The 22,998-nt window shown below is 65.1% G+C and carries 19 protein-coding genes; 8 read left to right on the top strand and 11 right to left on the bottom strand.

The genetic code is table 11. The annotated features are described in order from the left end of the window. Positions 1-19 precede the first annotated feature (19 nt). From UP10_RS23290 to UP10_RS23280, 3 genes are all read right to left on the bottom strand, one after another. Positions 20-574 carry a PAN domain-containing protein gene (locus UP10_RS23290; protein WP_044590058.1) on the bottom strand — a complete coding sequence of 185 codons (555 nt, stop codon included), beginning with the start codon at positions 572-574 and terminating at the stop codon, positions 20-22. 144 nt (positions 575-718) lie between these two features. Beyond that, positions 719-2,089 carry a glutamate--cysteine ligase gene (locus UP10_RS23285; RefSeq protein ID WP_044589595.1) on the bottom strand — a complete coding sequence of 457 codons (1,371 nt, stop codon included), beginning with the start codon at positions 2,087-2,089 and terminating at the stop codon, positions 719-721. A 93-nt stretch (positions 2,090-2,182) separates the two neighbouring features. Continuing rightward, positions 2,183-2,704 (bottom strand): MarR family winged helix-turn-helix transcriptional regulator, encoded by a 522-nt coding sequence (locus tag UP10_RS23280; protein ID WP_044589594.1) that lies wholly within the window; start codon positions 2,702-2,704, stop codon positions 2,183-2,185. Positions 2,705-2,834: 130 nt separating this feature from the next. Here UP10_RS23280 and gstA point away from each other — a divergent pair, with 130 nt between their 5' ends. Further along, positions 2,835-3,452: a glutathione transferase GstA gene (gene gstA, locus UP10_RS23275; RefSeq protein ID WP_044589593.1), complete on the top strand. Its 618-nt coding sequence runs from the start codon at positions 2,835-2,837 to the stop codon at positions 3,450-3,452. 144 nt (positions 3,453-3,596) lie between these two features. Here the strand turns inward: gstA and UP10_RS23270 are convergent, their stop codons facing one another. From UP10_RS23270 to UP10_RS23255, 4 genes are all read right to left on the bottom strand, one after another. Beyond that, positions 3,597-5,822 carry a 3-hydroxyacyl-CoA dehydrogenase NAD-binding domain-containing protein gene (locus UP10_RS23270; RefSeq protein WP_044589592.1) on the bottom strand — a complete coding sequence of 742 codons (2,226 nt, stop codon included), beginning with the start codon at positions 5,820-5,822 and terminating at the stop codon, positions 3,597-3,599. 20 nt (positions 5,823-5,842) lie between these two features. Continuing rightward, on the bottom strand, positions 5,843-7,051 hold the full coding sequence (locus UP10_RS23265) for an acetyl-CoA C-acetyltransferase (RefSeq protein WP_044589591.1): 1,209 nt from the start codon (positions 7,049-7,051) through the stop codon (positions 5,843-5,845). Between the two features lie 75 nt (positions 7,052-7,126). Continuing rightward, entirely contained in the window at positions 7,127-8,917 is a 1,791-nt protein-coding gene (locus UP10_RS23260; protein WP_044589590.1) for an acyl-CoA dehydrogenase C-terminal domain-containing protein, read from the bottom strand. Between the two features lie 105 nt (positions 8,918-9,022). Beyond that, positions 9,023-9,442, bottom strand: coding sequence for a nuclear transport factor 2 family protein (locus UP10_RS23255; protein ID WP_044589589.1), 420 nt, complete (start codon positions 9,440-9,442; stop codon positions 9,023-9,025). A 161-nt stretch (positions 9,443-9,603) separates the two neighbouring features. Between UP10_RS23255 and UP10_RS23250 the strand changes: the two genes are divergently transcribed. The 5 genes from UP10_RS23250 (at position 9,604) to UP10_RS23230 (ending at position 16,902) form a co-directional block, all read left to right on the top strand. Continuing rightward, entirely contained in the window at positions 9,604-10,188 is a 585-nt protein-coding gene (locus UP10_RS23250) for a PadR family transcriptional regulator (RefSeq protein WP_044589588.1), read from the top strand. A gap of 228 nt (positions 10,189-10,416) precedes the next feature. Beyond that, on the top strand, positions 10,417-14,016 hold the full coding sequence (locus UP10_RS23245) for a tetratricopeptide repeat protein (protein ID WP_044589587.1): 3,600 nt from the start codon (positions 10,417-10,419) through the stop codon (positions 14,014-14,016). Between the two features lie 259 nt (positions 14,017-14,275). Continuing rightward, complete coding sequence (locus UP10_RS23240; RefSeq protein WP_349643974.1) at positions 14,276-14,935, top strand: COG3904 family protein; 660 nt, start codon at positions 14,276-14,278, stop codon at positions 14,933-14,935. Positions 14,936-15,190: 255 nt separating this feature from the next. Then, entirely contained in the window at positions 15,191-16,123 is a 933-nt protein-coding gene (locus tag UP10_RS23235; protein WP_044590057.1) for a sulfite exporter TauE/SafE family protein, read from the top strand. Positions 16,124-16,146: 23 nt separating this feature from the next. Beyond that, on the top strand, positions 16,147-16,902 hold the full coding sequence (locus UP10_RS23230; RefSeq protein WP_156180248.1) for a TIGR02186 family protein: 756 nt from the start codon (positions 16,147-16,149) through the stop codon (positions 16,900-16,902). Between the two features lies 1 nt (position 16,903). Here the strand turns inward: UP10_RS23230 and UP10_RS23225 are convergent, their stop codons facing one another. Then, positions 16,904-18,214: an aspartate aminotransferase family protein gene (locus UP10_RS23225; RefSeq protein ID WP_044589584.1), complete on the bottom strand. Its 1,311-nt coding sequence runs from the start codon at positions 18,212-18,214 to the stop codon at positions 16,904-16,906. Positions 18,215-18,360: 146 nt separating this feature from the next. Between UP10_RS23225 and UP10_RS23220 the strand changes: the two genes are divergently transcribed. Continuing rightward, positions 18,361-18,843, top strand: a complete 483-nt coding sequence (locus UP10_RS23220) for an Lrp/AsnC family transcriptional regulator (protein WP_044589583.1) — start codon at positions 18,361-18,363, stop codon at positions 18,841-18,843. Between the two features lie 22 nt (positions 18,844-18,865). Here the strand turns inward: UP10_RS23220 and UP10_RS23215 are convergent, their stop codons facing one another. Both UP10_RS23215 and UP10_RS23210 read right to left on the bottom strand, forming a co-directional pair. After that, the gene (locus UP10_RS23215) at positions 18,866-20,215 is read right to left on the bottom strand and encodes an NRAMP family divalent metal transporter (protein WP_044590056.1); all 1,350 of its coding nucleotides are present in this window, start codon (positions 20,213-20,215) and stop codon (positions 18,866-18,868) included. 70 nt (positions 20,216-20,285) lie between these two features. After that, the gene (locus tag UP10_RS23210; RefSeq protein ID WP_044589582.1) at positions 20,286-21,206 is read right to left on the bottom strand and encodes a DMT family transporter; all 921 of its coding nucleotides are present in this window, start codon (positions 21,204-21,206) and stop codon (positions 20,286-20,288) included. A gap of 97 nt (positions 21,207-21,303) precedes the next feature. Between UP10_RS23210 and UP10_RS23205 the strand changes: the two genes are divergently transcribed. Beyond that, positions 21,304-22,167, top strand: a complete 864-nt coding sequence (locus tag UP10_RS23205; protein WP_044542916.1) for a LysR family transcriptional regulator — start codon at positions 21,304-21,306, stop codon at positions 22,165-22,167. 135 nt (positions 22,168-22,302) lie between these two features. Here UP10_RS23205 and pdeM read toward each other — a convergent pair whose 3' ends face one another. After that, entirely contained in the window at positions 22,303-22,974 is a 672-nt protein-coding gene (pdeM, locus tag UP10_RS23200; protein WP_044589581.1) for a ligase-associated DNA damage response endonuclease PdeM, read from the bottom strand. Positions 22,975-22,998 lie beyond the last annotated feature (24 nt).

The following is a 22,998-nucleotide window of genomic DNA, read 5'->3' as shown; positions in this document are numbered from 1 at the left end:
TTCGCCGGGACGACGCGAACTATCTGACCACACCCGACGTGAATCCCGCCTTCCTGCGCGGCGGCTTGATGTCTTTCTTCAGGAAGCAATGCGCGTCGCGACCGGCATAACCGGGGCGGGCGTAGGTCCAGGCGCGGCACTTGTTGTCGGCGGTGCAGGCCGCCTGGCAGGCCTCGTCGCCGTCGCTGCTCTTTAATTCAAAGTTTTTATAATCGCCGCCGAAGCGGTCGATCGAGGTTTCGATTGGGCCGTTGTGCGGTTCGACGACGCCGGCACCGCGAACCCCGGAGACGCAGCAGACGTCCTGCACCCGTGTCGGCACGCTGTTTTTCAGCCAGCACACCGCGCCATTGTTGATATCGGTCGGATAGTTGAAGCTCCAGGCGCGGCAGCGGCGGTCGCGCTCGCAGGCCAGCGCGCAATCGGCGGGATCGCCCGACGTCACCGGCGAGTTCTGATAGTCGCCGCCGGGACGGTCGAAATTGGTCTGTGCCAGCGCCGGGCGCGCGACGACAATGGCCGCAAGAGCGGCGAACGTCACCACACACGCCCTGAACAGGCGGCCCATCCCCATGAGATTGCTTTCAAATTTTTGCGCCCCGCGCCATCCGCGGGCGGCCATTTGAGCGCCACGAACCTGTACGGCGGATGAACGGCACGGAACCGCGGCCCGAGACCAAGGCCTCGGGCACCCCGATTCCATCGCCGTGAAAGCGCTTTAGAAGGCGTATTCCTGATAGGCCGGGTCGACCGAGCCCTTCCAGGGCCCGTTGAACTTCTCCAGCATCTCTTCCGCCGGCGAGCGGCCGCATTCGATGATCCGCTCCAGCGGCTCGAGGTAGCGGCTCTCGTCGCGCCCGAGATGATCGATCCGGCCGCGCCGCCGCAGTCCAGCATGCGACAGGATCAGGCATTCCTTGGCGATCTCGAACAGATAGCGATCCTTGATCCGCGCCTTGAAGCCGAAACGCGGCACATCGTCACGCAACGCCTGGCGCTCCGGCGCGGTCCAGTGGCGGATGATCTCCCAGGCCCCATCGAGACTGTCATTGTCGTAGAGCAGGCCAACCCAGAAGGCCGGCAGCGCCGGCAGCCGGCCCCACGGCACGCCGTCGGCGCCGCGCATTTCGAGGTAACGCTTCAGCCGCACCTCGGGGAAGATCGTCGACAGATGATTGGCCCAGTCCGACAGCGTCGGACGCTGGCCGGGGAAGGCCTTGTTGTTGCCGGCGAAGAAATCGCGGAACGAGGAGCCGGCGACGTCGATATATTCGTCGCCGCGTTTGACGAAATACATGGGAACATCGAGCGCATAGTCGACATAGCGCTCGAAGCCCATGCCGTCCTCGAACGCGAACGGGATCATGCCCGACCGCGCATTGTCGGTGTCGCGCCAGATCTCGGAGCGGAACGACAACAGGCCGTTGGGCTTGCCTTCGGTGAACGGCGAGTTGGCGAACAGCGCCGTCGCGATCGGCTGCAACGCCACCGAGACGCGCAGCTTCTTCACCATGTCGGCTTCGGAGGAGAAGTCGAGATTGGTCTGCACCGTGCAGGTCCGGAACATCATGTCGAGGCCGTATTTGCCGACCTTCGGCATGTAGTTCGACATGATCTTGTAGCGGCCCTTCGGCATCACCGGGATCTGCGCCCGCGACCATGACGGCGTCATGCCGAGGCCGAGGAAGCCGATGCCGAGCGGCGTCGCGATCTCTCGCACCTGCGCCAGATGCGCCATCAGCTCGGCCTGGGTCTGGTGCACGGTCTCGACCGGCGCGCCCGACAATTCGAACTGCCCGCCCGGCTCGAGCGAAATCGCGCCGCCGCCGGTGACGTCATAGAGCCCGATGATGTTGCCGCGCTCCATGATCGGCTCCCAGCCGAGCAGCAGCTTCATGCCCTCGAGCAGCGCGCCGATGCCCCTCGCGCCCTCGTAAGGCACGGGCTTGTGGCCTTCCAGCGTGAACGGCGTCTTTTCGTGCTCGGTGCCGATACGGAATTCGGACTCCGGCTTTGAGCCCGCCTCGAACCACGCGACGAGCTCGTCACGCGATTGCAGCGGCGTCATATCGATCTGGTCACGCGCCATACAAAATCCAACTCAAGGGCGCTTCGATCGAATGCGCGTGGTGGCAGGGAGATCCGCGAAGCCGGGCGGCCGCGGATGATGGGATCAGGGATGTCATCGGACCGGCACGCCATCGCGGGCAGCAGCCGGCTTGGTCTCGCTCTTGCCGTCGCTCTTGTCACTCTTGGCGTCATCGCACGAGCAGCCGAGACGGTCGAGCAGGCCGCAGAGTTTTGCCGCGTCGGTGTCAGACAATTTCGAGCCGACATGCTTGTCGATCGCGGCCGAATACGCGCTCCACATCTTCTTCTGCAGCTCGCGTCCGGCGTCGGTGATCTCGACGAACTGGCCGCGCTTGTCGATCTTGCATTCGCGCCGGGCGGCAAGGCCTTCGTCGACCAGTCGGTCGATCAGCCGCGACGTCGAATATTGCGGGATCAGCATTTGCCGCTCGAGCTCGACCGGACGCAGCTCGCCGGACGGCGCGCGCGACAGCTCGAGCAGCGCGTCGTACCAGGCCAGCGGCGGAAAGCCAGCCTTCTTCAAATCGTGCTCGACACAGTCCAGCACCCGGCTCGGAACCCGCATCAGGCGGATCCAGGCGGCGGTCGCCTCGGTCGATAGCTTGCGTTTCATGGTCTAGCCCATAAGGTCCCGGAACAAAGTCTACCGCACTGAATGCATCTGCATCAATCTTGACTATTCCATGCAGGTGCATGTAGGCAATCCCTCTCCGGATACCAAGAACAAGGGAAGGAAATACCCCATGAAACTCTATTATGCCCCCGGCGCCTGCTCGCTCTCCCCCCATATCGCTCTCCTCGAAGCCGGCCTGCCCTACGATCTGGTCAAGGTCGATTTGCGCGCCAAAAAGCTCGAAAACGGTGACGATTTCCTGAAAGTGAACCCCAAGGGCCAGGTGCCCGCGCTGGCGCTCGACTCCGGCGAACTGGTCACCGAGGGACCGATCATCATCCAGATGATCGCCGACAAGGTCGCGGACAAGAAGCTGGCGCCGGCCCGCGATTCCAACGAGCGCTACAAGCTGCTGGAATGGCTGAACTACATCACGACCGAGCTGCACAAGAACCTCGGCCCGATGTTCTCGCCGGTGCTCGTCGACGACGCCAAGGCCTTCTTCAAGGACCGCGCGATGGGCAAGTTCAAATATGTCGAGAGCCAGCTTGCCGGTCACGACTACCTGATAGGCAACCAGTTCACGGTCGCCGACGGCTACCTCTTCACCATGATCATGTGGGCGACCGACCGGCTCGGCTTCGATCTCTCCGGCCTGCCCCACCTGACGGCCTACAAGGCCCGCGTCGCCGCGCGCCCGCACGTGCAGGAAGCGCTGAAGAAGGAAGGCCTGCTGAAGGCGGCGTAAGCCTTCAGTCAGTGGAAATAGCGAAAGGGCCGGATCGATGATCCGGCCCTTTTTTATTTGATGCGTAGCCCGGATGAAGCTCAGCGCAATCCGGGGCTTTCACAAGGCGGAGAGGCTGTCCCGGATTTCGCTGCGCTCCACCTCTTACTCCGCGGCCTGCGCCGCCGGTTTCTTCGGCGGAAAGCGGCCGTAGAAGGTTTCGCCCTTGGCCGCCATCTCCTCCAGCAGCTTCGGCGGCGTGAAGCGCGAGCCGTATTTGGCCTCGAAGGTGTGGCAGAGTTCGACGAACTTCTTGGTGCCCATGAAGTCGATATAGGACAGCGTGCCGCCGGTGAACGGCGCGAAGCCGAAGCCGAGGATCGAGCCGACATCGGCCTCGCGGACGTCGGTGATGACGTGGTCCTCGACGGTGCGCGCGGCTTCCACCGCCTGCGCCACCAGGAAGCGCTGCTTCAGCTCCTCGACGCTGAGCGTATCAGGATCGAGATGCTTCGGCTGCAAATCAGCGAGGCCCGGCCACAGGCTCTTCTGGCCCTTGCCCTTCTCGGGATAGTCATAGAAGCCCTTGCCGTTCTTGCGGCCGAAGCGGCCCTGCTTCTCGACCATCTCGACGATCAGCTTCTTCTGCGCCTGGTCGACCGCGTTGGGGCCGAGATCCGCTTCGGTCGCCTTGGTGATCTTGAGGCCGAGGTCGAGCGCGACCTCGTCCTGCAGCGACAGCGGCCCGACCGGCATGCCCGCCATCTTGGCGGTGTTCTCGATCATCGCCGGCGGCACGCCTTCAAGCAGCATCTCGTTGCCCTCGGCGATGTAGCGCATCACGCAGCGATTGGCGAAGAAGCCCCTCGAGTCGTTGACCACGATCGGGGTCTTGCCGATCGCGCGCACATAATCCAGCGCGGTCGCCAGCGCGACGTCGCCGGTGTTCTTGCCCTTGATGATCTCGACCAGCATCATCTTCTCGACCGGCGAGAAGAAATGGATGCCGAGGAAGCGGCCCTGGTCCTTGAACTCCTCGGCCAGCGAGTTGATCGGCAAGGTCGAGGTGTTGGAAGCGAAGATCGCGCCCGCCTTCAGCAGCGGCTGCGCCTTGGCATAGGTATCCGCCTTGATCTTGCGGTCCTCGAACACGGCCTCGATCACGAGGTCGCAGTCGCTGATCGCGTTATAATCTGCAGTCGCCGAGATGCGCGACAGGATGGCGTCGCCGGCGTCCTGCTTCATGCGACCCTTGGCGATCAGCCCGTCGATCACGGTCTTGGCATGGCCCCTGCCCTTGTCGGCGCTGTCCTGGTCACGGTCGACCAGCACGACGTCGATGCCGGCCTGCGCCGAGACGAAGCCGACGCTGGCGCCCATGAAGCCGGCGCCGATCACGGCGAGCTTCCTCACCTTGGTCGGCGGCACATTGTCGGGACGACGCGCGCCCTTGTTCAATTCCTGCATCGACAGGAACAGCGAGCGGATCATCGCAGCGGCTTCGTTCGAGCGCAGGATCTTGGTGAAGTAGCGCGACTCGACACGCAGCGCGGCGTCGATCGGCAACTGCAGGCCCTCATAGACGCAGCTCATGATGGCGCGCGCGGCCGGATAATTGTCGTAGGTCTCGCGGCGATAGATCGCGTTGCCGGCCGGGAACATCTGCATGCCGGCCTTGGAGAACACCGGACCGCCGGGCAGCTTGAAGCCCTTCTCGTCCCACGGCGCAATCGCCTTTCCGCCGCCCTTGATCCAATCCTTCGCGGCCTTGATCAGGTCGGCCGCGGGAACGATGGCGTGGATCAGATTGAGCGCTTTTGCCTTCGCGAGGTTGATCGCCTCGCCCTTGAGCAACAGTTGCATCGCATCCTGCGGCGACACGATGCGCGGCACGCGCTGGGTGCCGCCGGCGCCGGGGAACAGGCCGACCTTGATCTCGGGCAGGCCGAGCCGGGTCTTCGGATTCTCCGCCGCGACACGATAGTGACAGGCCAGCGTGATCTCGAAGCCGCCGCCGAGCGCCAGGCCATTGATGGCGGCGACCCACGGCTTGCCTGAGGTCTCGATCGAACGGAACAGCTGCGACATCTGGCGGCTCTGGTCGAACAGCATCTGGTTCGCGGCTTCCTCGCCCTTCTCCTTCAGGAGCTGAACGTAGCTGCGGTTCATGCCCTCGAGCATCGAGAGGTCGGCCCCGGCGCAGAAGGCGTCCTTGGCCGAGGTGATGACGACGCCCTTGATCGCGGCATCGGCCGTGGTCTGCTTGATGATCTCCCCGATCTCATGGGTCGAGGTATCGTCAAACACGTTCATCGAGCGGCCCGGAATATCCCAGGTGACCAGCGCAATGCCGTCGGCGTCGGTTTCGAACTTGAAATTCTTGTAAGCCATGTTGTTCGCTCCCCTTCGCCTTAAACCCGCTCGATGATGGTGGCGGTGCCCATGCCGCCGCCGATGCACAATGTCACCAGCGCTGTCGACTTGTTGGTGCGTTCCAACTCGTCGAGCACGGTGCCCAAAATCATCGCGCCGGTCGCACCAAGCGGATGACCGAGCGCGATCGCGCCGCCATTGACGTTGATCTTGGCATTGTCGATGTCGAAGGCCTGGATGTAGCGCAGCACCACCGAGGCAAAGGCCTCGTTGAGTTCGAACAGGTCGATGTCCGACTTCTTCATGCCGGAACGCTCGAACAGCTTCTCGGTGACGTCGACCGGGCCGGTCAGCATCATCGCCGGCTCCGAGCCGATATTGGCGAACGCCCGGATTTTCGCACGCGGCTTCAGGCCGTGTTTTGCACCCGCCTCCTTGCTGCCGAGCAGCACCGCGCCGGCGCCGTCGACGATGCCGGACGAGTTGCCGGCGTGATGCACGTAATTGACCTTCTCGACCTCGGGATGCGACTGGGTCGCGACCGCATCGAAGCCGGCCATGGCCGCCATCGCGGCAAACGCCGGCTGCAACTGCGCCAGCGACTGCATCGTCGTGGTGGGGCGCATGTGCTCATCCTTGGCAAGGATGGTGAGGCCGTTGAAATCCTTCACCGGCACCACGGACTTGCTGAAGCGGCCTTCGTCCCAGGCCTTCGCCGCGCGCTGCTGGCTCTGAACGGCGTACGCGTCGACGTCGTCGCGCGAGAAGCCGTATTTGGTCGCGATCAGGTCGGCCGAGATGCCCTGCGGCATGAAATAGGCCGGCACCGCCATCGAGGGATCCATCGGCCAGGCGCCGCCGGAGGCGCCGATGCCGACGCGGCTCATCGATTCCGCGCCGCCGCCGATCACGAGCTCATGCTGGCCTGCCATGATCTGCGCTGCGGCGAAATTCACGGCGTCGAGGCCGGAGGCGCAGAAGCGGCTGATCTGCACGCCCGGCACCTTCTCACCCAGACCGGCGTTGAGCGCGGCGAAGCGCGCGATGTCGCTGCCGGCCTCACCGACCGGATCGACCACGCCGAGCACGACGTCGTCGACGGTGTCTTCGCGGAGATTGTTGCGGTCCTTCAGCGCCTTCAGCGGCACGGTGGCGAGTGCCAGCGCGGTGACTTCGTGCAGCGCGCCGTCGGACTTGCCGCGGCCGCGCGGGGTGCGAACGTGATCGTAGATGTAGGCCTCAGGCATGACGCCCTCCTTATATGAGGATCATAATATATAGCCGAACGGAGCGCCGCCGCAGGGGGTGCGGCGACAAATTATTCAGAATGCTTCCGCGGCCAGTTCCATCGTGGTCGCGCTGCCGCTCTGGATCCGGGCCAGATGCACGGTGGTCTCCGGCAGCAGCTTCTCCATGAAGAAGCGGCCGGTCACGAGCTTGGTGGTCAGGTAAGGCGACGCGTTGCCGGCGGCGATCTTGTCCTGCGCCACCTTGGCCATCTTCGCCCACATGAAGGCCATCGCGACGAGGCCGAACAGTTTCATGTAGTCGGTCGCGGCGGCTCCGGCATTGTCGGGTTTGGTCAGCGCATTCTGCATGAGCCAGCCGGTCGCCTGCTGCAGATGACCGAGCGCAGCCGAGAGCGGGGTGATGAGTGGCTTCATCGCCTCGTCGCCGCCATGCTCCTTGGCGAAGGCGCCGACTTCGCCAAAGAACGCCATCGCGGCGCGGCCGCCGTCGCGCGGCAGCTTGCGGCCGACCAGGTCGAGCGCCTGGATGCCGTTGGCGCCCTCATAGATCATCGCGATGCGTGCGTCGCGCACGAACTGCTCCATGCCGTGCTCGGCGATGTAGCCATGACCGCCGAACACCTGTTGCGCCGAGACCGTGTTGGCGAAGCCGGTGTCGGTCAGCACGCCCTTCAAAACCGGCGTCATCAGCCCCATGTGATCGTCCGCCTCCTGGCGATCCTTCGGATCGCTGGAACGATGGGCAACGTCGCTCTTCAGCGCGGTCCACACCACCATCGCCCGCGCCGCCTCGTTGAAGGCGCGGATGCTGAGCAGTGCGCGGCGGATGTCAGGATGCACGATGATCGGATCGGCCGGCTTGTCGGCCGCCTTCGCGCCGGTCAGCGACCGACCCTGCAGGCGCTCACGGGCATAGGCGACCGCGTTCTGATAGGCGACTTCGGACTGCGCGAGGCCCTGCACGGCGACGCCGAGGCGGGCCTCGTTCATCATCACGAACATGCCCTGCATGCCCTTGTTCTCTTCGCCGATCAGCCAGCCGGTGGCGCTGTCGTAGTTCATCACGCAGGTGGAATTGCCGTGGATGCCCATCTTGTGCTCGATCGAGCCGCAGGAGACGCCATTGCGCGCGCCGAGCGAACCGTCGGCATTGACCAGCACCTTGGGGACGACAAAGAGCGAAACGCCCTTGATGCCGGCCGGCGCGCCTTCAATTCGCGCCAGCACCAGATGGATGATGTTGTCGGTGAGGTCGTGCTCGCCGGCGGAGATGAAGATCTTTGTCCCTGTGATCTTGAAGCTGCCGTCGACCTGACGCGCCGCCTTGGTGCGCAACAGGCCGAGATCGGTGCCGCACTGCGGCTCGGTCAGGTTCATGGTGCCGGTCCATTCGCCGGCGATCATCTTCGGAAGATAGGTCTTCTTTTGCTCGGGAGTGCCGTGCACCACGAGCGCGGCGGTCGCGCCCATGGTGAGCCCGCCATACATCGCGAACGCCATGTTGGCGGAGATCTGGAATTCGTTGACCGCCTGGGAGAGCGTCACCGGCAGGCCCTGGCCGCCATATTCAGTCGGCGCCGACAGCCCGAGCCAGCCGCCGTCAGCGACCTGCTTGAAGGCTTGCTTGAAGCCCTTTGGCGCGGTGACGCTGCCGTCGTCATTGTGCTTGCAGCCTTCGAGATCGCCGACACGGTTGAGCGGCTGCAGCACCTCCTCAGCTAGCTTGGCAGCCTCGCCGAGGATCGCCTCGCGGACGTCCGCCGACGCATCGGAGAAGCCGGGAAGATTGTCGTAGCGATCGATCTGGAAGACGTCGTTGAGCAGGAAATTGACGTCTTCAATGGGGGCCTTGTAGGTCGGCATACTTGTCTCCCGGCTGACTCGCGGTCGCAGTGGCGACTGACGCAGAGCACTTGTGCTTGTTCGTTGGAGTGGACCTTATCCGGTTCCGGAGGTCCGCGGCAGGTACTATCGGGACGGTGATTGCGACGTTGCGCCGCCCGTCTGCTTCATCAGCTCATCTCCCATCAACCGATGCAGCAGGTTGATGCCCTTGAGCGGACGCACCATCACCTTGAAATGCGTGATCCGGCCTTCAGCGTCGAACGAGATGATGTCGACGCCGTTGATCTTGATGCCGTCGATCTCGTTCTCGAATTCGAGCACGGCGCCGGTGTCGTTGGTCCATTCGCCCAGATATTTGAAGGTCGGGCCGCCGAGCACCTTGGCGGCGCCGGTCAGATATTTGAAGGTGATGTCGCGGCCGCGCTGCGGCGTGTGCACGACAGGGCTTTCGAACACCGCATCGGGATGCAGCAAATCCCACAGCGCAGCGGTGTCGTGCGACTTCATGTAGGCGTACCACTTGTCGAGGCCCGGTCTGCTCATCGGACGTCTCCTGCGGTGGGTTGGGAAGCTTGAACACCGATCCGCGGCCGCGACAGCGGCGGCACGCCGATCACCATATGCATATTGACGCATATGCATAGTAACGCATAAAGTCAAGCGAACTCGGGACTAGGCCTTGGCAACTGAGATGGAGGTGGGCGTTGGCACTCGGTGACGCAATCCTCGCCTGCCTCACGGAACGTCCGATGACGGGCTATGAGCTCGCCAAGACGTTTGACGCCTCGATCGGCTTCTTCTGGAAGGCCGACCATCAGCAGATCTACCGCGAGCTGTCCCGGTTGCGCGACAAGGGCCATGTCCAGGGCCGCGAGGTGGTGCAGTCGGGCAAGCCCAACAAGCTGGTCTATACCCTGACGCCGGAGGGCCGTGCGGCGCTGAAGCACTGGGCGGCGCGGCCAAGCGTGCCGCCGTCGATCAAGGACGACCTCCTGGTCCGACTCTACGCGCTCGACACCGTCGACATCGAACCCTTGCGCACCGACCTCATGGCACGGCTGGAACATCACCGCGACCGCTATGAACGCTATGAACGCCTGCTCAACAAGCGCTTTGCGGACGGCACAGCGCCGCCGGCCGACCTCGGCAAGATGCTTAGCCTGCGCCTCGGGATGCGCCATGAGCGTGTGGTGGTGGAGTGGTGCGAGGAGGCGCTCGATGCACTGTCGGCGATCTCCCAGCGCGGCAATTTGCTGCCCCTCGACGACAAGCGCGAGAGCAGCGGCTAGGCACTGCTCTGTCCCTGGGGCGCCCTGTCCTGATCCGGCGCATCCGGTTCCCGGATTCCCAACTTTAAGGCTCGCCGGTCCCATTCCTTAACCCGTTATTTACCGTGACGGGAAAAAGTCAGCAGCTGAGGCAGACGACCCGCGCAGAATTCGATTGTCTCTTAACTGGGATGCGCGGGGAGGCTGCAGGCGCAGGGTGTGGCGCCGGAGTCGGGACCGGACGAAATCATGAATTCGCGCGTATCGTGGAGTGTTGACGGCATCGATCCCTCCGTCCGCGAAAGGGCCGAGGCGGCTGCGCGCCGTGCCGGCATGTCGCTGAACGATTGGCTCAATTCCACCGTCGGCGAAGCCAGCCCGCCGGATTACCGCGCGGCCCACGAACTGCAACAGCAGCAGCAACGGCCGCCGATGCCGAGCCGCGAGCGAAGCGACGTTGCCGATATCCACCAACGTCTCGACGCGATCACCCGCCAGATCGAACAGATTTCCACCCCTGCCCCTTCGCCTGCCCCCGCGTCGCGCAGCGACGCGCGCCCGGACGTGCCGCGCGGTCAGCCGACCGTCGCCCGCCAGCTCAATGACGCCATCTCGCGCCTCGACGCGCGACTGTCGCAGATTTCCCGGCCGCAACCGGTCCGTGAGCCGCAGCTGCAAGACCGGCCGAACCCGGATCGGCAGATGCCGAACCCGGATCGCCAGATTCAGGATCGGCAGCGCCAGGAGGATTTGGTCGAGCGCGCCGCCGCGCAGGTCTATCGCCCCTCGCCGCCGCTGAGCCCGGCCTCGTTCGATTCCGCGATCGCCGAGATCGCCGCGCGCCAGAACGAACTCGACGCCGCCGCTCCGCGCCAGATGCCACCGCGCAGCGCACCGCCCATGGCGCCCGCGGCTACACCAACGCCGCCCGCGGCGCCGCCGATGGCCGCCTATGCGCCGCCGGCCGCCCCGGTTGCACCTGCCGGACCCGATTTCTCCTCGCTGGAGCGGCATCTGCTCAAGATCACGAGCCAGATCGAGGCGATGCAGCGGCCCGACCATATCGAGCAATCGATCGCCGCGTTCCGCGGCGAGCTTGCCGACATCCGCCAGGCCATCACCGAAGCGATGCCGCGCCGGGCGATCGAATCGATCGAGAACGAAGTCCGCTCGCTGCATCGTCGCATCGACGAGATCCGCCAGGAGAGCGGCAACGGCAACGGCCAGGCCATTGCCGGAATCGAACGCGCCCTCTCCGAGATCCGCGAGGTGCTGCGCACGCTGACCCCGGCCGAGCAGCTCACCGGCTACGACGAGGCGATCCGCAATCTCGGCGGCAAGCTCGACATGATCCTGCGCGCCAATGACGATCCGTCCACGGTGCAGCAGCTCGAGGGTGCGATCGCAGCGCTGCGCGCCATCGTCTCCAACGTCGCCTCCAACGACGCGCTGGTGCGGCTGTCCGACGACGTGCAGACGCTGTCGACCCGGGTCGACCAGCTTTCGCGAATGTCACGCTCCGAGGGCAATGGCGATGCGTTCGCCGTGCTGGAGCAGCGCATCGCAGCGCTCACCTCGACGCTCGAAGGCCGCGAGCGGCCGGTCGGCACCGACAATACCGACGCCATCGAAGGTGCGGTGCGCACGCTCTCGGAGCGGATCGATCGCCTGCAGGTCGGCAATGACAGCGCATCGGCGTTCGCCCATCTCGAGCAGCGCGTCTCGTATTTGCTCGAACGGCTGGAGACGTCCTCGTCCGACCAGCGCCCCGGCAATCTCGGCCGGGTCGAGGAAGGGCTGCATGACATCATGCGGCACCTCGAGGCCCAGCACGCCCATATCGCCTCGCTCGCCGACGCCACCCGCAACATCAACGTCTCCGCGCCGCAGCCGATGATGGACTCGGGCCTGGTCGACCTGATGAAGCGCGAGCTGTCCGACATCCGCTTCAGCCAGTCCGAGACCGATCGCCGCACCCAGGACTCGCTGGAGACCGTTCACAACACGCTCGGCCATGTCGTCGACCGTCTGTCGATGATCGAGAACGATCTGCGCGCGGTACGCACTGCGCCGCCCCCGGCACCGCCTGCGCCAGTCGAAGCGCGGGTCGAGATGCCGCGGATGGAGATGCCGCGCGCAGCGATGGCGCAGCCGATCGCGCAACCCAAACCTGAATCGTACAAGCCTGAATCGTACAGGCCTGAGCCGTATAAACCCGAACTGCCCAATCCTGCTCTCGCGCAGGAGCATTTCGCGGCCGCGCCGCGCGAATTCCATGCCGCGGAGCCGCAGGTCTCCGCACCGCCGCCGCTGCCACCGATTCCGCCGCGCGCCATTAGCGAGATCCTTGAGCCGCATGCCGCGCCCGCGCGCGCTGCGATCGCGCCGGAACTGCCGCCAGATCATCCGCTCGAGCCGGGCACGCGTCCCTCCGGGCGCATGTCGTCGCCGTCGGAGCGGATTGCCGCGTCCGAGAGCGCGATCAGCGATCTTCCAGCGGCCAAGAAGGAGCCGGTCTCGACGTCGAGCTTCATCGCCGCGGCGCGCCGCGCGGCGCAAGCTGCCGCTGTGCAACCCGTCAACGAGAAGGCTTCGCGCGCCGCCAGCAAGGCTGCCGCCAAGGCAAAAGCCGAGAAGGCCAAGAATGCCGACAAGGCTCCAGACAAGCCTGCGATCAAGGCTGATGCCGCCGAGGGCCAGCCGTCGACCATCACCTCCAAGATCCGCTCGCTGCTGGTCAGCGCGAGCGTGGTCGTGATCCTGCTCGGCACCATCAAGATGGCGATGAACCTGCTCGACACCGGCTCGACACCGCAGATGCCGGCGGTGGAAAGCAGCGAGCCGGCCGCAGCTCCAACACAGCCGCCTGCCGACACCTCCGGCGCTCCGGCGCCGGCCGCACCATCTGCGCCCGCGCCGTCGATGACCTCGCCGACCCCGCTCGGCCGGCAATCCAACAACGTTTCCGCGCCCAACACGCTCGACAGCGCACAGGTCACGATCCCGCCGGCGCCGGCGGCGGTCCCCGTCGCGGCGTCGCCGGTCAGCGCCAACGACATCACCGGCACGATTCCGACCGTACCGGTCGTCACCGGCAAGCTCGCCATGATCCAAATCCCGCCGGGCGAGAAACTGCCTGACGCGATCGGCGGACCGTTGCTGCGTTCCGCCGCGCTGAAGGGCGATCCGACGGCGGCCTATGAGGTCGGCATGCGCTATGCCGAGGGCAAGGGCATCGCCGCCAATCTCGACGAAGCCGCCAAATGGTATGGCCGCGCAGCGCAGGCCGGCGTGGTGCCTGCGATCTTCCGGCTCGGCACCTTCTATGAGAAGGGCCTCAGCATGAAGCGCGACGCCGACATGGCGCGGCGCTACTATGTGCAGGCCGCCGAGCGCGGCAACGCCAAGGCGATGCATAACCTCGCCGTGCTCGACGCCGACGGTGGCGGCAAGGGCGCCGACTACAAGAGCGCGGCGCAGTGGTTCCGCAAGGCCGCCGACCGCGGCGTCGCCGACAGCCAGTTCAACCTCGGCATCCTCTATGCCCGCGGCATCGGCGTCGAACAGAACCTGGCCGAGTCGTTCAAATGGTTCAGCCTGGCAGCTGCCCAGGGCGATGCCGATTCCGGCCACAAGCGCGACGATATCGCCAAGCGGCTCGATCCGCAGTCGCTGGCCGCCGCGAAGCTCGCGATCCAGACCTTCACGCCCGAGCCCCAGCCGAGCGACGCGGTCAATGTCCCGGCCCCGACCGGCGGTTGGGACAGCGCCACCGCGCAGCCGGCTCCGGCTCCCGCAAAGCCGGCCAAGCTGCCGTCCAAGCGAACCGCCGCGCTGGTCGCCCACTAAGGTTCGCGGCGCCGTCCGGCGTCGTTGTCCTGCCCCTCCCCAATCGTGTAGATAGGCACGAACCGCGAACAGCGCCCGCTACCAGGAGGGATCGCGCTTGTCTGCCGATGACCGCCAGGATGCCGGGGCCGGACTGCACCGTTCGTCGCCAACCGGTCCCCGGACTGCGCCGCCGCGTCAGGTACCGCCTCGCGAAGCCCCACCGCTCAACGCACGTGTCCAACCTCAGCACGGCATCTTCAGGCCCTCCGTGTGGTCCGTGGTGATCTTTGTCCTGCTGCTGTCGGGCATTGGCATTCGTGCCTATCGGGATATGTCGCGGCCGGGAGCCTGGGATTATTCGCGCGAGACCTTTGTTGCGCCGAGCATGAAATCGACGGTCATTGCCAGCGTCGATCTCGACGGCTCGGGCCGAGGCCGGCGCGCGCTCGCGATCAGTGGCGAGATAGGTCGGGCCAGCGCGATCTGGTTCTACGACCAAATCAAGCAGGCGCTGCTCTCGCCAGGTGATGTGATCCTGCTCTCGTCGAATGGGGGCGATCTGGACCAGGGCACGATCATGGGTGAGGTCATCCGCCTACGTGGACTAGCCACCGCGGTCGGCACGGCGGACGCGTCCGGCAAAGTGTACGCGGCGTCCTGCGCCAGCGCCTGCGTGCTGGTCTACGCCGGCGGCAAAACCCGCTACGGCGTTTTTGGATCGCTGCTTGGGGTCCACCGCTTCACCGTAGAAGGACCGCTGAAGGATCCCGTTGCAGAGGGCCAGCGCACCCAGGGCCAATTGCTCGGCTACATGACCAAGATGGGCGATTCTTCGAGGATCGTCGAGCTGATGTCGCAGACCTCGGACATCCGCTGGCTCAATCCGCGGGACGCACTGGCGATGAATCTCATCACCACGCCGATCGAACGGCGCTGAAGTCACGGTGTCATTAATCTGAATCATCAACCACTCCGGAAGGACCTCCGGCGGCATGCGGCAAAAAAGCCGCTGGGACGGATTCTTTAGTCCCTCACCTCGCCGAATTCGGTTATGCAGGGACGCGGCAATCGACCCGCGTTCGCCTGCATCTTGCGCGCCAACCGGATTGTTCTGCCGGAGAAAGCCCGACCAGGACACCACACCGTGACGCGGCCTTGCGCCTGCCTTGCGACGAAACAAGAAGCGACGCGCGTGCAGCTTTACCTCCCGATCGCCGACATTCCGGTCAATGTCTTCCTCATCCTGGCGATGGGCGCGGCGGTCGGCTTCGTCTCCGGCATGTTCGGCATCGGCGGCGGCTTCCTGATGACGCCGCTTTTGATCTTCGTCGGCATCGCGCCCGCGGTCGCGGTCGCCTCCGTCGCCAGCCACATCGCGGCCTCGTCGTTCTCCGGCGCGATCGCCTATTGGCGGCGGCGCGCGATCGACCCGCTGCTGGCGGCGGTGTTGCTGACAGGAGGCACGATCGGCACCGCGCTCGGCGTCTGGACCTTCACTCTGCTGCGCTCGCTCGGCCAACTCGATCTGATGATCGCGCTGTCCTACGTCATCCTGCTGACCACCGTCGGCGGGCTGATGTTCTGGGAGGGCCTGCGCGCGATGCTGCGCGCCCGCCGCGGCGGCCCGGTCACGCTGCGCAAGCCGGGCAGCCATGGCTGGATCCACGGATTGCCGCTGAAAGTGCGCTTCAAGCGCTCCAAGATCTATCTCTCGGTGATTCCCGTCATCGTGGTCGGCCTCGTGATCGGCTTCATCGGCGCTGTGATGGGCATCGGCGGCGGCTTCATCCTGGTGCCGCTGATGATCTATCTTTTGCGCGTGCCGACCTCGACCGTAATCGGCACCTCGATGGTCCTGACCCTCGTCACCATGGTGTTCGCGACCATGTTGCACGCGGTGACCAACCACCTGGTCGACGCGGTGCTGGCGCTGATCCTGATGATCGGCGGCGTGACCGGCGCGCAGTTCGGCGCGCGTGCCGGTCAGAAGATCCGCGGCGAGCATCTGCGCCTGCTGCTCGGGCTTCTGGTGCTCGCGGTCGGCATCCGCTTCGCGGTCGAGCTGGTGATCCGGCCGCAGGATCTCTTCAGCATCCGCGAAACCGGCGGCGGAGGCCCGCCATGAGACGGCGCGCACTGCTCGCGATCATGGGCCTTCTCGCCGCGACGCTTGCGGCCGCGCCTGCCGATGCCGAGCGGCTGATCGTGTCGGTCTCCAACCACCGCGTCACGGTGACGCCGAACTATTCCGGCGGCGAGCTCGTGCTGTTCGGCTCGGTCGAGAAGGACGCCTCGACGCCCGCCAACCGCAGCAATTACGACCTCGTCGTCACCGTCTCCGGCCCGCGCGCCGACATGGTGACGCGGCGCAAGGAGCGCAAATTCGGCATCTGGATCAACACCGACTATCGGCAGTTCCTGCAGGTGCCGGGTTATCTCGCGCTGTTTTCCAACCGCCCGTTCGACGAGATCGCCTCGCCCGAGGTGCAGCGGCGCCAGCAGCTCGGCCTCAACAATGTGCTGCTGATGCAGCGCGTCGGCCCCGATTTCGCCGACGTGGTGCCGAACGACCCGTTCCGCAGCGCCTTCGTGCGGCTGCGCTCGGAGCACGGCCTCTATCGCGAGACGACCTCGGCGGTGACGTTCCTGACGCCGACTTTGTTCCGCACCGGCATTCCGTTGCCGGCCGAAGTGCCGATCGGCACCTACAATGTCGAGATCAAGCTGTTCACCGACGGCGCGCTGGTGACCAAGACCGAGACCGCCTTCGAGATCGTCAAGGTCGGCTTCGAGCAGTTCGTCGCGAACACCGCGCGGCAGAACGGCTTTGTCTATGGCCTCGTCACCGCGTTTATGGCGCTGATGACCGGCTGGATGGCCTCGATCGTGTTCCGCAAGGATTGATTTAAGCGTCCTTCCCTTGCAATGCGCTTCCGAAGGCGTCGCCCAGGATCGAGAGGCCGAGATCGATCTCGTCATCGCTGATCGTCAGCGGCGGTGCGATGCGGAACACGCTGCCCATGCCGGGCAACTGCACGATGTTGGTGCTCAGGCCGAGCTCCAGGCAGCGCTGCGACACCCGCGTTCCGAGCGCTTCGTTGGGCTCCTTGCTGTAGCGGTCGCGCACGATCTCGATGCCCTGCATCAGCCCTCTGCCGCGCACATCACCGATGCATTCGAACCGGTTCTGAAGCGCGAGGAGCCCGTCCCTCAGCCGCGCACCCGCGATTCCAGCGCGCTCGACCAATCTGTCGCGCAGGATGATCTCGATCACCTTCAGCCCGACCGCGGCCGGCATCGGGTCCGACACATGCGTCGTGTAGAACAGGAAGCCACGTTCGTGACAGCGCTCCTCGATTTCGGCTGACGTGATGACCGCGGCCAATGGAAGTCCGGCGCCGAGCGTCTTCGACAAGGTCAGGATATCAGGCACGGCACGATCGCGCTCGAAGGCGAACATGGCGCCGGTTCGCCCGAGGCCCGTCTGTGCTTCGTCGACGATCAGCAGCATGCCCCGCGCGCGACACAGCTCCTTCAGCTCGGCCAGATAGCCCTCCGGCAGATCGATCAGCCCGCCGGAACTGAGGATCGGTTCGGCGATCATGCACGCGAGCGACCCGGTCGATTGGCGGTCGACGAGATCGAAGGCGTAGGCCAACTCGGCCCGCCAATCGGCCGCATTGCCGAAGCGGGGACGATAGGGATTCGGCGTCGGGATCGCGAGCGATCCGACCGGCGCGGGACCATAGCCCTTGCGGCCGGCCGAATAGGTCGTCCCGGCCGCACCTGATGTCATTCCGTGCCAGGACTGCGCGAACGCGACGGTCTCGAAGCCGCCGGTGAAAAGCTTCGCCATCTTGATGGCAGCCTCGTTTGACTCAGCCCCCGTGCTCAGCAGCATGACGCGATCAAGCCCCGGCGGCAGCAGCTCCGCGAGTTTTTCAGCCAGCGAGACCACCGGGCGCGTCAGCATGCCGCTGAAGAGATGATCGAGCCGTTCGGCATATTCACTGATGGTCCGGACGATCTCCGGGTGACCGTGGCCAAGCACGGCGCTCATCTGGCCGGACGTGAAATCCAGGATGGCACGGCCGTCGGCGTCATAAACGAACGATCCGGAGGCGCGCTCGATGATGACAGGAGCGAACGTTCCGCCATACCTGATGAGGTGACGCCGCGCCCGATCCCAAAAGGATTTGTCGTCATTTCCAGCCATGCCCGTCCCCTTGCTGCAGAGTCGCCGCGATTCAAACGCTCGCAGATCATCCTATGCATACACTGGCGCAATGACATTGCGATTTGAGATGCACTTCGCCGCTCAATCTGCAATAAATTGCGCAAAATACGAGAAATGCGAAAAGAATGGGAACCACGATGCTGCTTGACGAGATCGACCGGAAAATCCTCGACGTGCTCCAGGTCGAGGGGCGCATCACGAATCTCGAGCTGGCCGAACGGATCGGCCTCTCGTCCGCCCCCTGCATGAGACGCGTCCGGACGCTCGAAGATGCCGGCGTCATCGGCTCCTATGTGGCGCTGGTGGACCCTGCTCGCGTAGGGCTCGGGTTCGACGCGATCGTCGAAGTCCGCCTCAAGCAACAGAACAGGGAATCCTTCGAACGCTTCGAGAAGAAGGTGATCGGCCTTGCGGAGGTCGTCGAGTGCTGCATGATTGCCGGCGATTGGGATTACTCGCTGCGGGTCGTGTCCTCCGACCTCGCACGCTACCAATCGTTCATCCTCGACCGCCTCATGCATCCGGACACCGATATCGCGAGCTACCGCACGACCATCATCCTGCGAAAGAACAAATCGACGACAAAGATCGACACCTCTCTGTTTTGAGCGGTGATGACGGCGCGATAACTTAAAAAAGCAGCCCCACTCCCATCGCGATCACGCTGAGCGCCATCGCCCCGGTCGAGAGCCAGCCGAGCCAATAGAGCCAACCGCCGATCACGAAACGGCCCATCACCTCCTTGTGGCGTGCCATCACCATCAGCAGCACCATCACGGGAATAGCGAGCACACCATTGACGACCGCGCTCCAGTACAGCGCCGAGATCGGATTGATCGGGGTGAAGTTGAGGGCGATCCCGATCGCGCCCGACAGCGCCAGCACCGAATAGAACGCGATCGCTTCCTTTGGCTTGCGCGCCAGGCCGACCGACCATCGCCCTGCCTCTCCGACCGCGTAGGCCGTCGCACCCCCGAGCACGGGGATCGCCAACAATCCGGTCCCGACGATGCCGAGCGCGAAGATCACCTCGGCAAGCGGCCCGGCGATCGGCCGCAGCGCCTCGGCAGCCTGCGCCGAGGTCTGGATGTCGGTCTTTCCCGCAGCGTGCAGCGTTGCGGCCGCGGTGACGATGATCGACAGCGCGATCAGGTTGGAGAACGCCATGCCGACGATGGTGTCGGCGCGGATCCGGGAGAATTCCTGCCGCGCGCCATAGTGCCGCTCGATCAGTGGATGCTTCCTGGTGTCGATGCGCTGCTCCTCGGCTTCCTGCGACGCCTGCCAGAAGAACAGATAGGGCGAGATCGTGGTGCCGAAGATCGCGACAATGGTCGTGAAATAATCCGGGCTCCAGGTGAAACGCGGCACCAGCGCGCCGGCCAATGCTTCGCCCCACGAGACCTTGGCGAAGGCCAGCGCCGCGACATAGGCGAACAGGCTGAGCGTCAGCCATTTCAGCACCGCGACGTAGCGCTTGTAGTCCATGAAGATCTGCGCGGCCACCGAAGTCACGCCGAACAGCACGACGTAGAGGATGGCGGGACCGCCGACCAGAAGCTTCGACGCATCCGCCATGGCGGCGAGATCGGCTGCGATGTTGATGGTGTTGGCGATGAACAGCAGCGCGACGACAACGACCAGCAGCCAGGGCGGATAATGCCGGCAGACATTGCCTGAAATGCCGTGTCCGGTGACGCGGCCGACCCGCGCGGAAATCTCCTGGATCGCCACCATCAGCGGGAAGGTCAGCAGCATGGTCCAGCCGATGCCGTAGCCGAGCTGCGCGCCGGCCTGGCTATAGGTGCCGATCCCCGACGGATCGTCGTCGGATGCGCCGGTGATCAGGCCGGGGCCGAGCGCCTTCGCGACATATTTGAGGCTGAACGGCTCGCGCGCAGCTTTCGCCGCCGTGCTGCCGGGCTTGGTGCTGCCGGGCTTGGCGTTGTGCTCCGGTGAGGTCTGTCTGTGCTGCGTCATGCCCGGTTCCGGCCCGTTCGACAACGGACCGGTACCGGCATGGTTCCATGAATGAAACTCGCGCAGACAATCACGCACCCCGATGCGCTGGAGCCGCCGGACGGGTCACCAGATAAATGCCGATCGCGACCGGAACGATCCCGAGCAAATCGCGAAATTCGACGTGTTCGCCGAGCACGAAGAACGCGAACAGCATGGCGAGCGGCGGCATCAGGAAGTGATAGGCGCTTGCGGCGGTCGCGCCGCACACTTTCAGGAGGTGAAACCAGATCAGATAACCGAGGATCGAGCCGCCCAGCACCAGGAAGGCGAAGGCTCCCGCAAGCCGCGCGCTCGGTACGATGTCGCTGACATCGGAGAACGCGAAGGCGAACGGCATCACGGCGAGCCCGCCGGCGATGTTCTGGATGCCGTTGCCGATCCACAGGCTGCCCTTGGGCGCCAACAGCTTGAACAGGATGGTGCCGGTCACGATCGAGGCGAGTGACGCCAGCGTGAACAGGATGCCATGCGGATTGTCCGTGCCGACTTTCATACGATGCCAAACGATGAATGCAACGCCGGCGATGCCGAGCAGCAGGCCCGCGACCTTGCGCCAGGTCAGCGCCTCGCCGAGGACTAGCGCGGCCAAGACGGCGGTGAACACGGGATTGGCCGAGACGATCAGGCCGCCGAGACCTGCCGACACCGTCTTCAGCCCGGTATAACCGAGGCCGAGATAGAGCGCGTTGTTGGCGACGCCGAGCACGGCAAACACCGCAGCGTCGCGCCAGGTGAGATCCCAGTGATCTCGGCGCAGCAACGAGACGGCGAGAATGATGATGCCGGCCAGCGAAAACCGCGCGGCGAGCAGGATCAGCGGCGGGCAATCGGTGACGCCGATCTTGCCGGCCACGAAGGCGAAACTCCAGAGCAGGCAGAACAGGGCAATCAGGAACGGCAAGGCGGTGAAGCGGGGGCGGGGCATCGCGACGGCGGGGGCGACTGACATGGGGGTTCTCCTTCCTCCACGATCTAGGTCCGCACCTTGATATTTGGAAATTAAATGATAAACTGACATGCAGTGGATTTTCGAATGGAGAGCTGCCATGCTCGACCTGGAGCTGCTGCGCAGTTTCGTCTCGGTGGTCGATGCCGGCGGCTTCACCCGCGCCGGCGTGCGGGTGCACCGCACGCAATCGACGGTCAGTCAGCAGATCAAGCGGCTCGAGGAGGATGTCGGCCAGCCGCTCCTGATTCGCAGCGGCAAGGATGTGACGCCGACCGAAGCCGGCGAGCGCCTGCTGTCCTATGCAAGGCGGCTGCTGGCGCTCGCTGAGGAAGCGCGCGATGTGGTGTCGCGGCCCGGCAATGAGGGCGCGATCCGGCTCGGGGTTCCGGAAGATTTCGCCGCCTTCCGGCTGGCCAAACTGCTTGCGGCGTTCTCGCGTTCGCATCCCGCGTTGCGGCTCGACGTCCGCACCGACCAGAGCACCCAGCTCCGCCGCGACCTCGAACGCGGCGAGCTCGATCTCGCGCTGTTCAAGCGCGCGGCGGGAGAAAAAGGCGGCATCGCCGTGTGGCCGGAGCGCGTGCATTGGGTCACCAGCAAGCAGCATCCGCGCGATACCAATGTGGGATCGGTGCCCCTAATCGGCTTTCCGCCGGGCTGCCTCTACCGCGCCGGCGCGATCCATGCGCTGGAGAGCGCGGGGCGCAACTGGCACATGGCCTATACGTCGTCGAACCTCTCCGGCATCCAGGCCGCGATCGCCGCCGGTATGGGCCTGAGCATCCTCGCCGAAATCGCGATCCAGGCCGATCATCGTGTGCTCACCGCAAAAGACGGTTTTGCGCCGATCGACAAGACCGAAGTGGCACTGGTCGCGGCCCCAGATGCCAGCCCCGCGACGCTGCGGCTGGCGGAGCGCCTCGCGGAGTTCTGCGAGACGGTGCAGGCGAAGGCGGCGTAGGGCTGAGTCGCGCGAAAATCTCCGCCGTCATTCCAGGGCTCGCGAAGCGAGAGCCGGAATCCATTCATCCAGAGGCGATGCGGCTCGATGGATTCCGGGCTCGTGCTTCGCACGCCCCGGAATGACGAGAAGGGCTCAATAACACCGCGACGCCGCGAACGCGTGCACGCGATTGTCGCCGAGCACGTGGGCCATGAACGCGGGCGATCCGAACACCTTAGCGAATGCGGCGTCGCGGATGCTCAGGCCGCCGGTGTAGGCGCCGAACGCCGGCATCACCGCGCGTTCACCGTCGCTCGCAAAACAGCGGCGCTCGATCGAGCGGCCGCGGGTCGGTACGCGGGCCTTCGGATGCAGATGGCCGGCGATCTCGCCGCTGGCGCCGGTCGGCTCGTGGCGAAACTTGATCGGGCCGATCGCGACCTCGGTTGCGACCACGCCGCCGAGATCGGACGGCAGCGCCGGATCGTGGTTGCCAGAGATCCAGATCCAGTTGCGCCGGACCTGCAGCGCGGCCAGCGCCTCGCGGTCCGTATCCGACAGCCGTTCATGCGCGTTGCGGTCGTGAAAGCTGTCGCCGAGCGCGATCACCACGCGCGGGTCGTACCGCGCGATCACCGCGGCCAGGCGGCTCAGCGTCGCGATCGTGTCATAGGGCGGCAGCAACACGCCGCGGGCGGCGAAGCTCGAGCCTTTTTCCAGATGCAAGTCGGAGACGACGAGCAGGCGCTGCTCGTCCCAGAACAGCGCGCCGGAAAAATCGGCCACGAAGGAGACGTCCGCGACCGTGATCGTCGAAACGCGCATGTCGTCCAAATCCCCCGAGGCCTG

This window comes from Bradyrhizobium sp. LTSPM299 (assembly GCF_000938235.1).
Lineage (GTDB): Bacteria > Pseudomonadota > Alphaproteobacteria > Rhizobiales > Xanthobacteraceae > Bradyrhizobium.
The sequence above is the reverse complement of the archived record's forward strand: the minus strand, read 5'-3'. Positions and strand labels throughout refer to the sequence as shown.

Coding starts and splice junctions, on each gene's coding strand:
- UP10_RS23215 (WP_044590056.1), bottom strand. CDS start 20,215: ATGACGCAGCACAGACAGACCTCACCGGAGCACAACGCCAAGCCCGGC.
- UP10_RS23260 (WP_044589590.1), bottom strand. CDS start 8,917: ATGCCGACCTACAAGGCCCCCATTGAAGACGTCAATTTCCTGCTCAAC.
- UP10_RS23290 (WP_044590058.1), bottom strand. CDS start 574: ATGGGGATGGGCCGCCTGTTCAGGGCGTGTGTGGTGACGTTCGCCGCT.
- UP10_RS23220 (WP_044589583.1), top strand. CDS start 18,361: ATGGGAACCACGATGCTGCTTGACGAGATCGACCGGAAAATCCTCGAC.
- UP10_RS23270 (WP_044589592.1), bottom strand. CDS start 5,822: ATGGCTTACAAGAATTTCAAGTTCGAAACCGACGCCGACGGCATTGCG.
- UP10_RS23205 (WP_044542916.1), top strand. CDS start 21,304: ATGCTCGACCTGGAGCTGCTGCGCAGTTTCGTCTCGGTGGTCGATGCC.
- pdeM (WP_044589581.1), bottom strand. CDS start 22,974: ATGCGCGTTTCGACGATCACGGTCGCGGACGTCTCCTTCGTGGCCGAT.
- UP10_RS23210 (WP_044589582.1), bottom strand. CDS start 21,206: ATGTCAGTCGCCCCCGCCGTCGCGATGCCCCGCCCCCGCTTCACCGCC.
- UP10_RS23265 (WP_044589591.1), bottom strand. CDS start 7,051: ATGCCTGAGGCCTACATCTACGATCACGTTCGCACCCCGCGCGGCCGC.
- UP10_RS23280 (WP_044589594.1), bottom strand. CDS start 2,704: ATGAAACGCAAGCTATCGACCGAGGCGACCGCCGCCTGGATCCGCCTG.
- gstA (WP_044589593.1), top strand. CDS start 2,835: ATGAAACTCTATTATGCCCCCGGCGCCTGCTCGCTCTCCCCCCATATC.
- UP10_RS23285 (WP_044589595.1), bottom strand. CDS start 2,089: ATGGCGCGTGACCAGATCGATATGACGCCGCTGCAATCGCGTGACGAG.
- UP10_RS23255 (WP_044589589.1), bottom strand. CDS start 9,442: ATGAGCAGACCGGGCCTCGACAAGTGGTACGCCTACATGAAGTCGCAC.
- UP10_RS23230 (WP_156180248.1), top strand. CDS start 16,147: ATGGGCCTTCTCGCCGCGACGCTTGCGGCCGCGCCTGCCGATGCCGAG.
- UP10_RS23245 (WP_044589587.1), top strand. CDS start 10,417: ATGAATTCGCGCGTATCGTGGAGTGTTGACGGCATCGATCCCTCCGTC.
- UP10_RS23225 (WP_044589584.1), bottom strand. CDS start 18,214: ATGGCTGGAAATGACGACAAATCCTTTTGGGATCGGGCGCGGCGTCAC.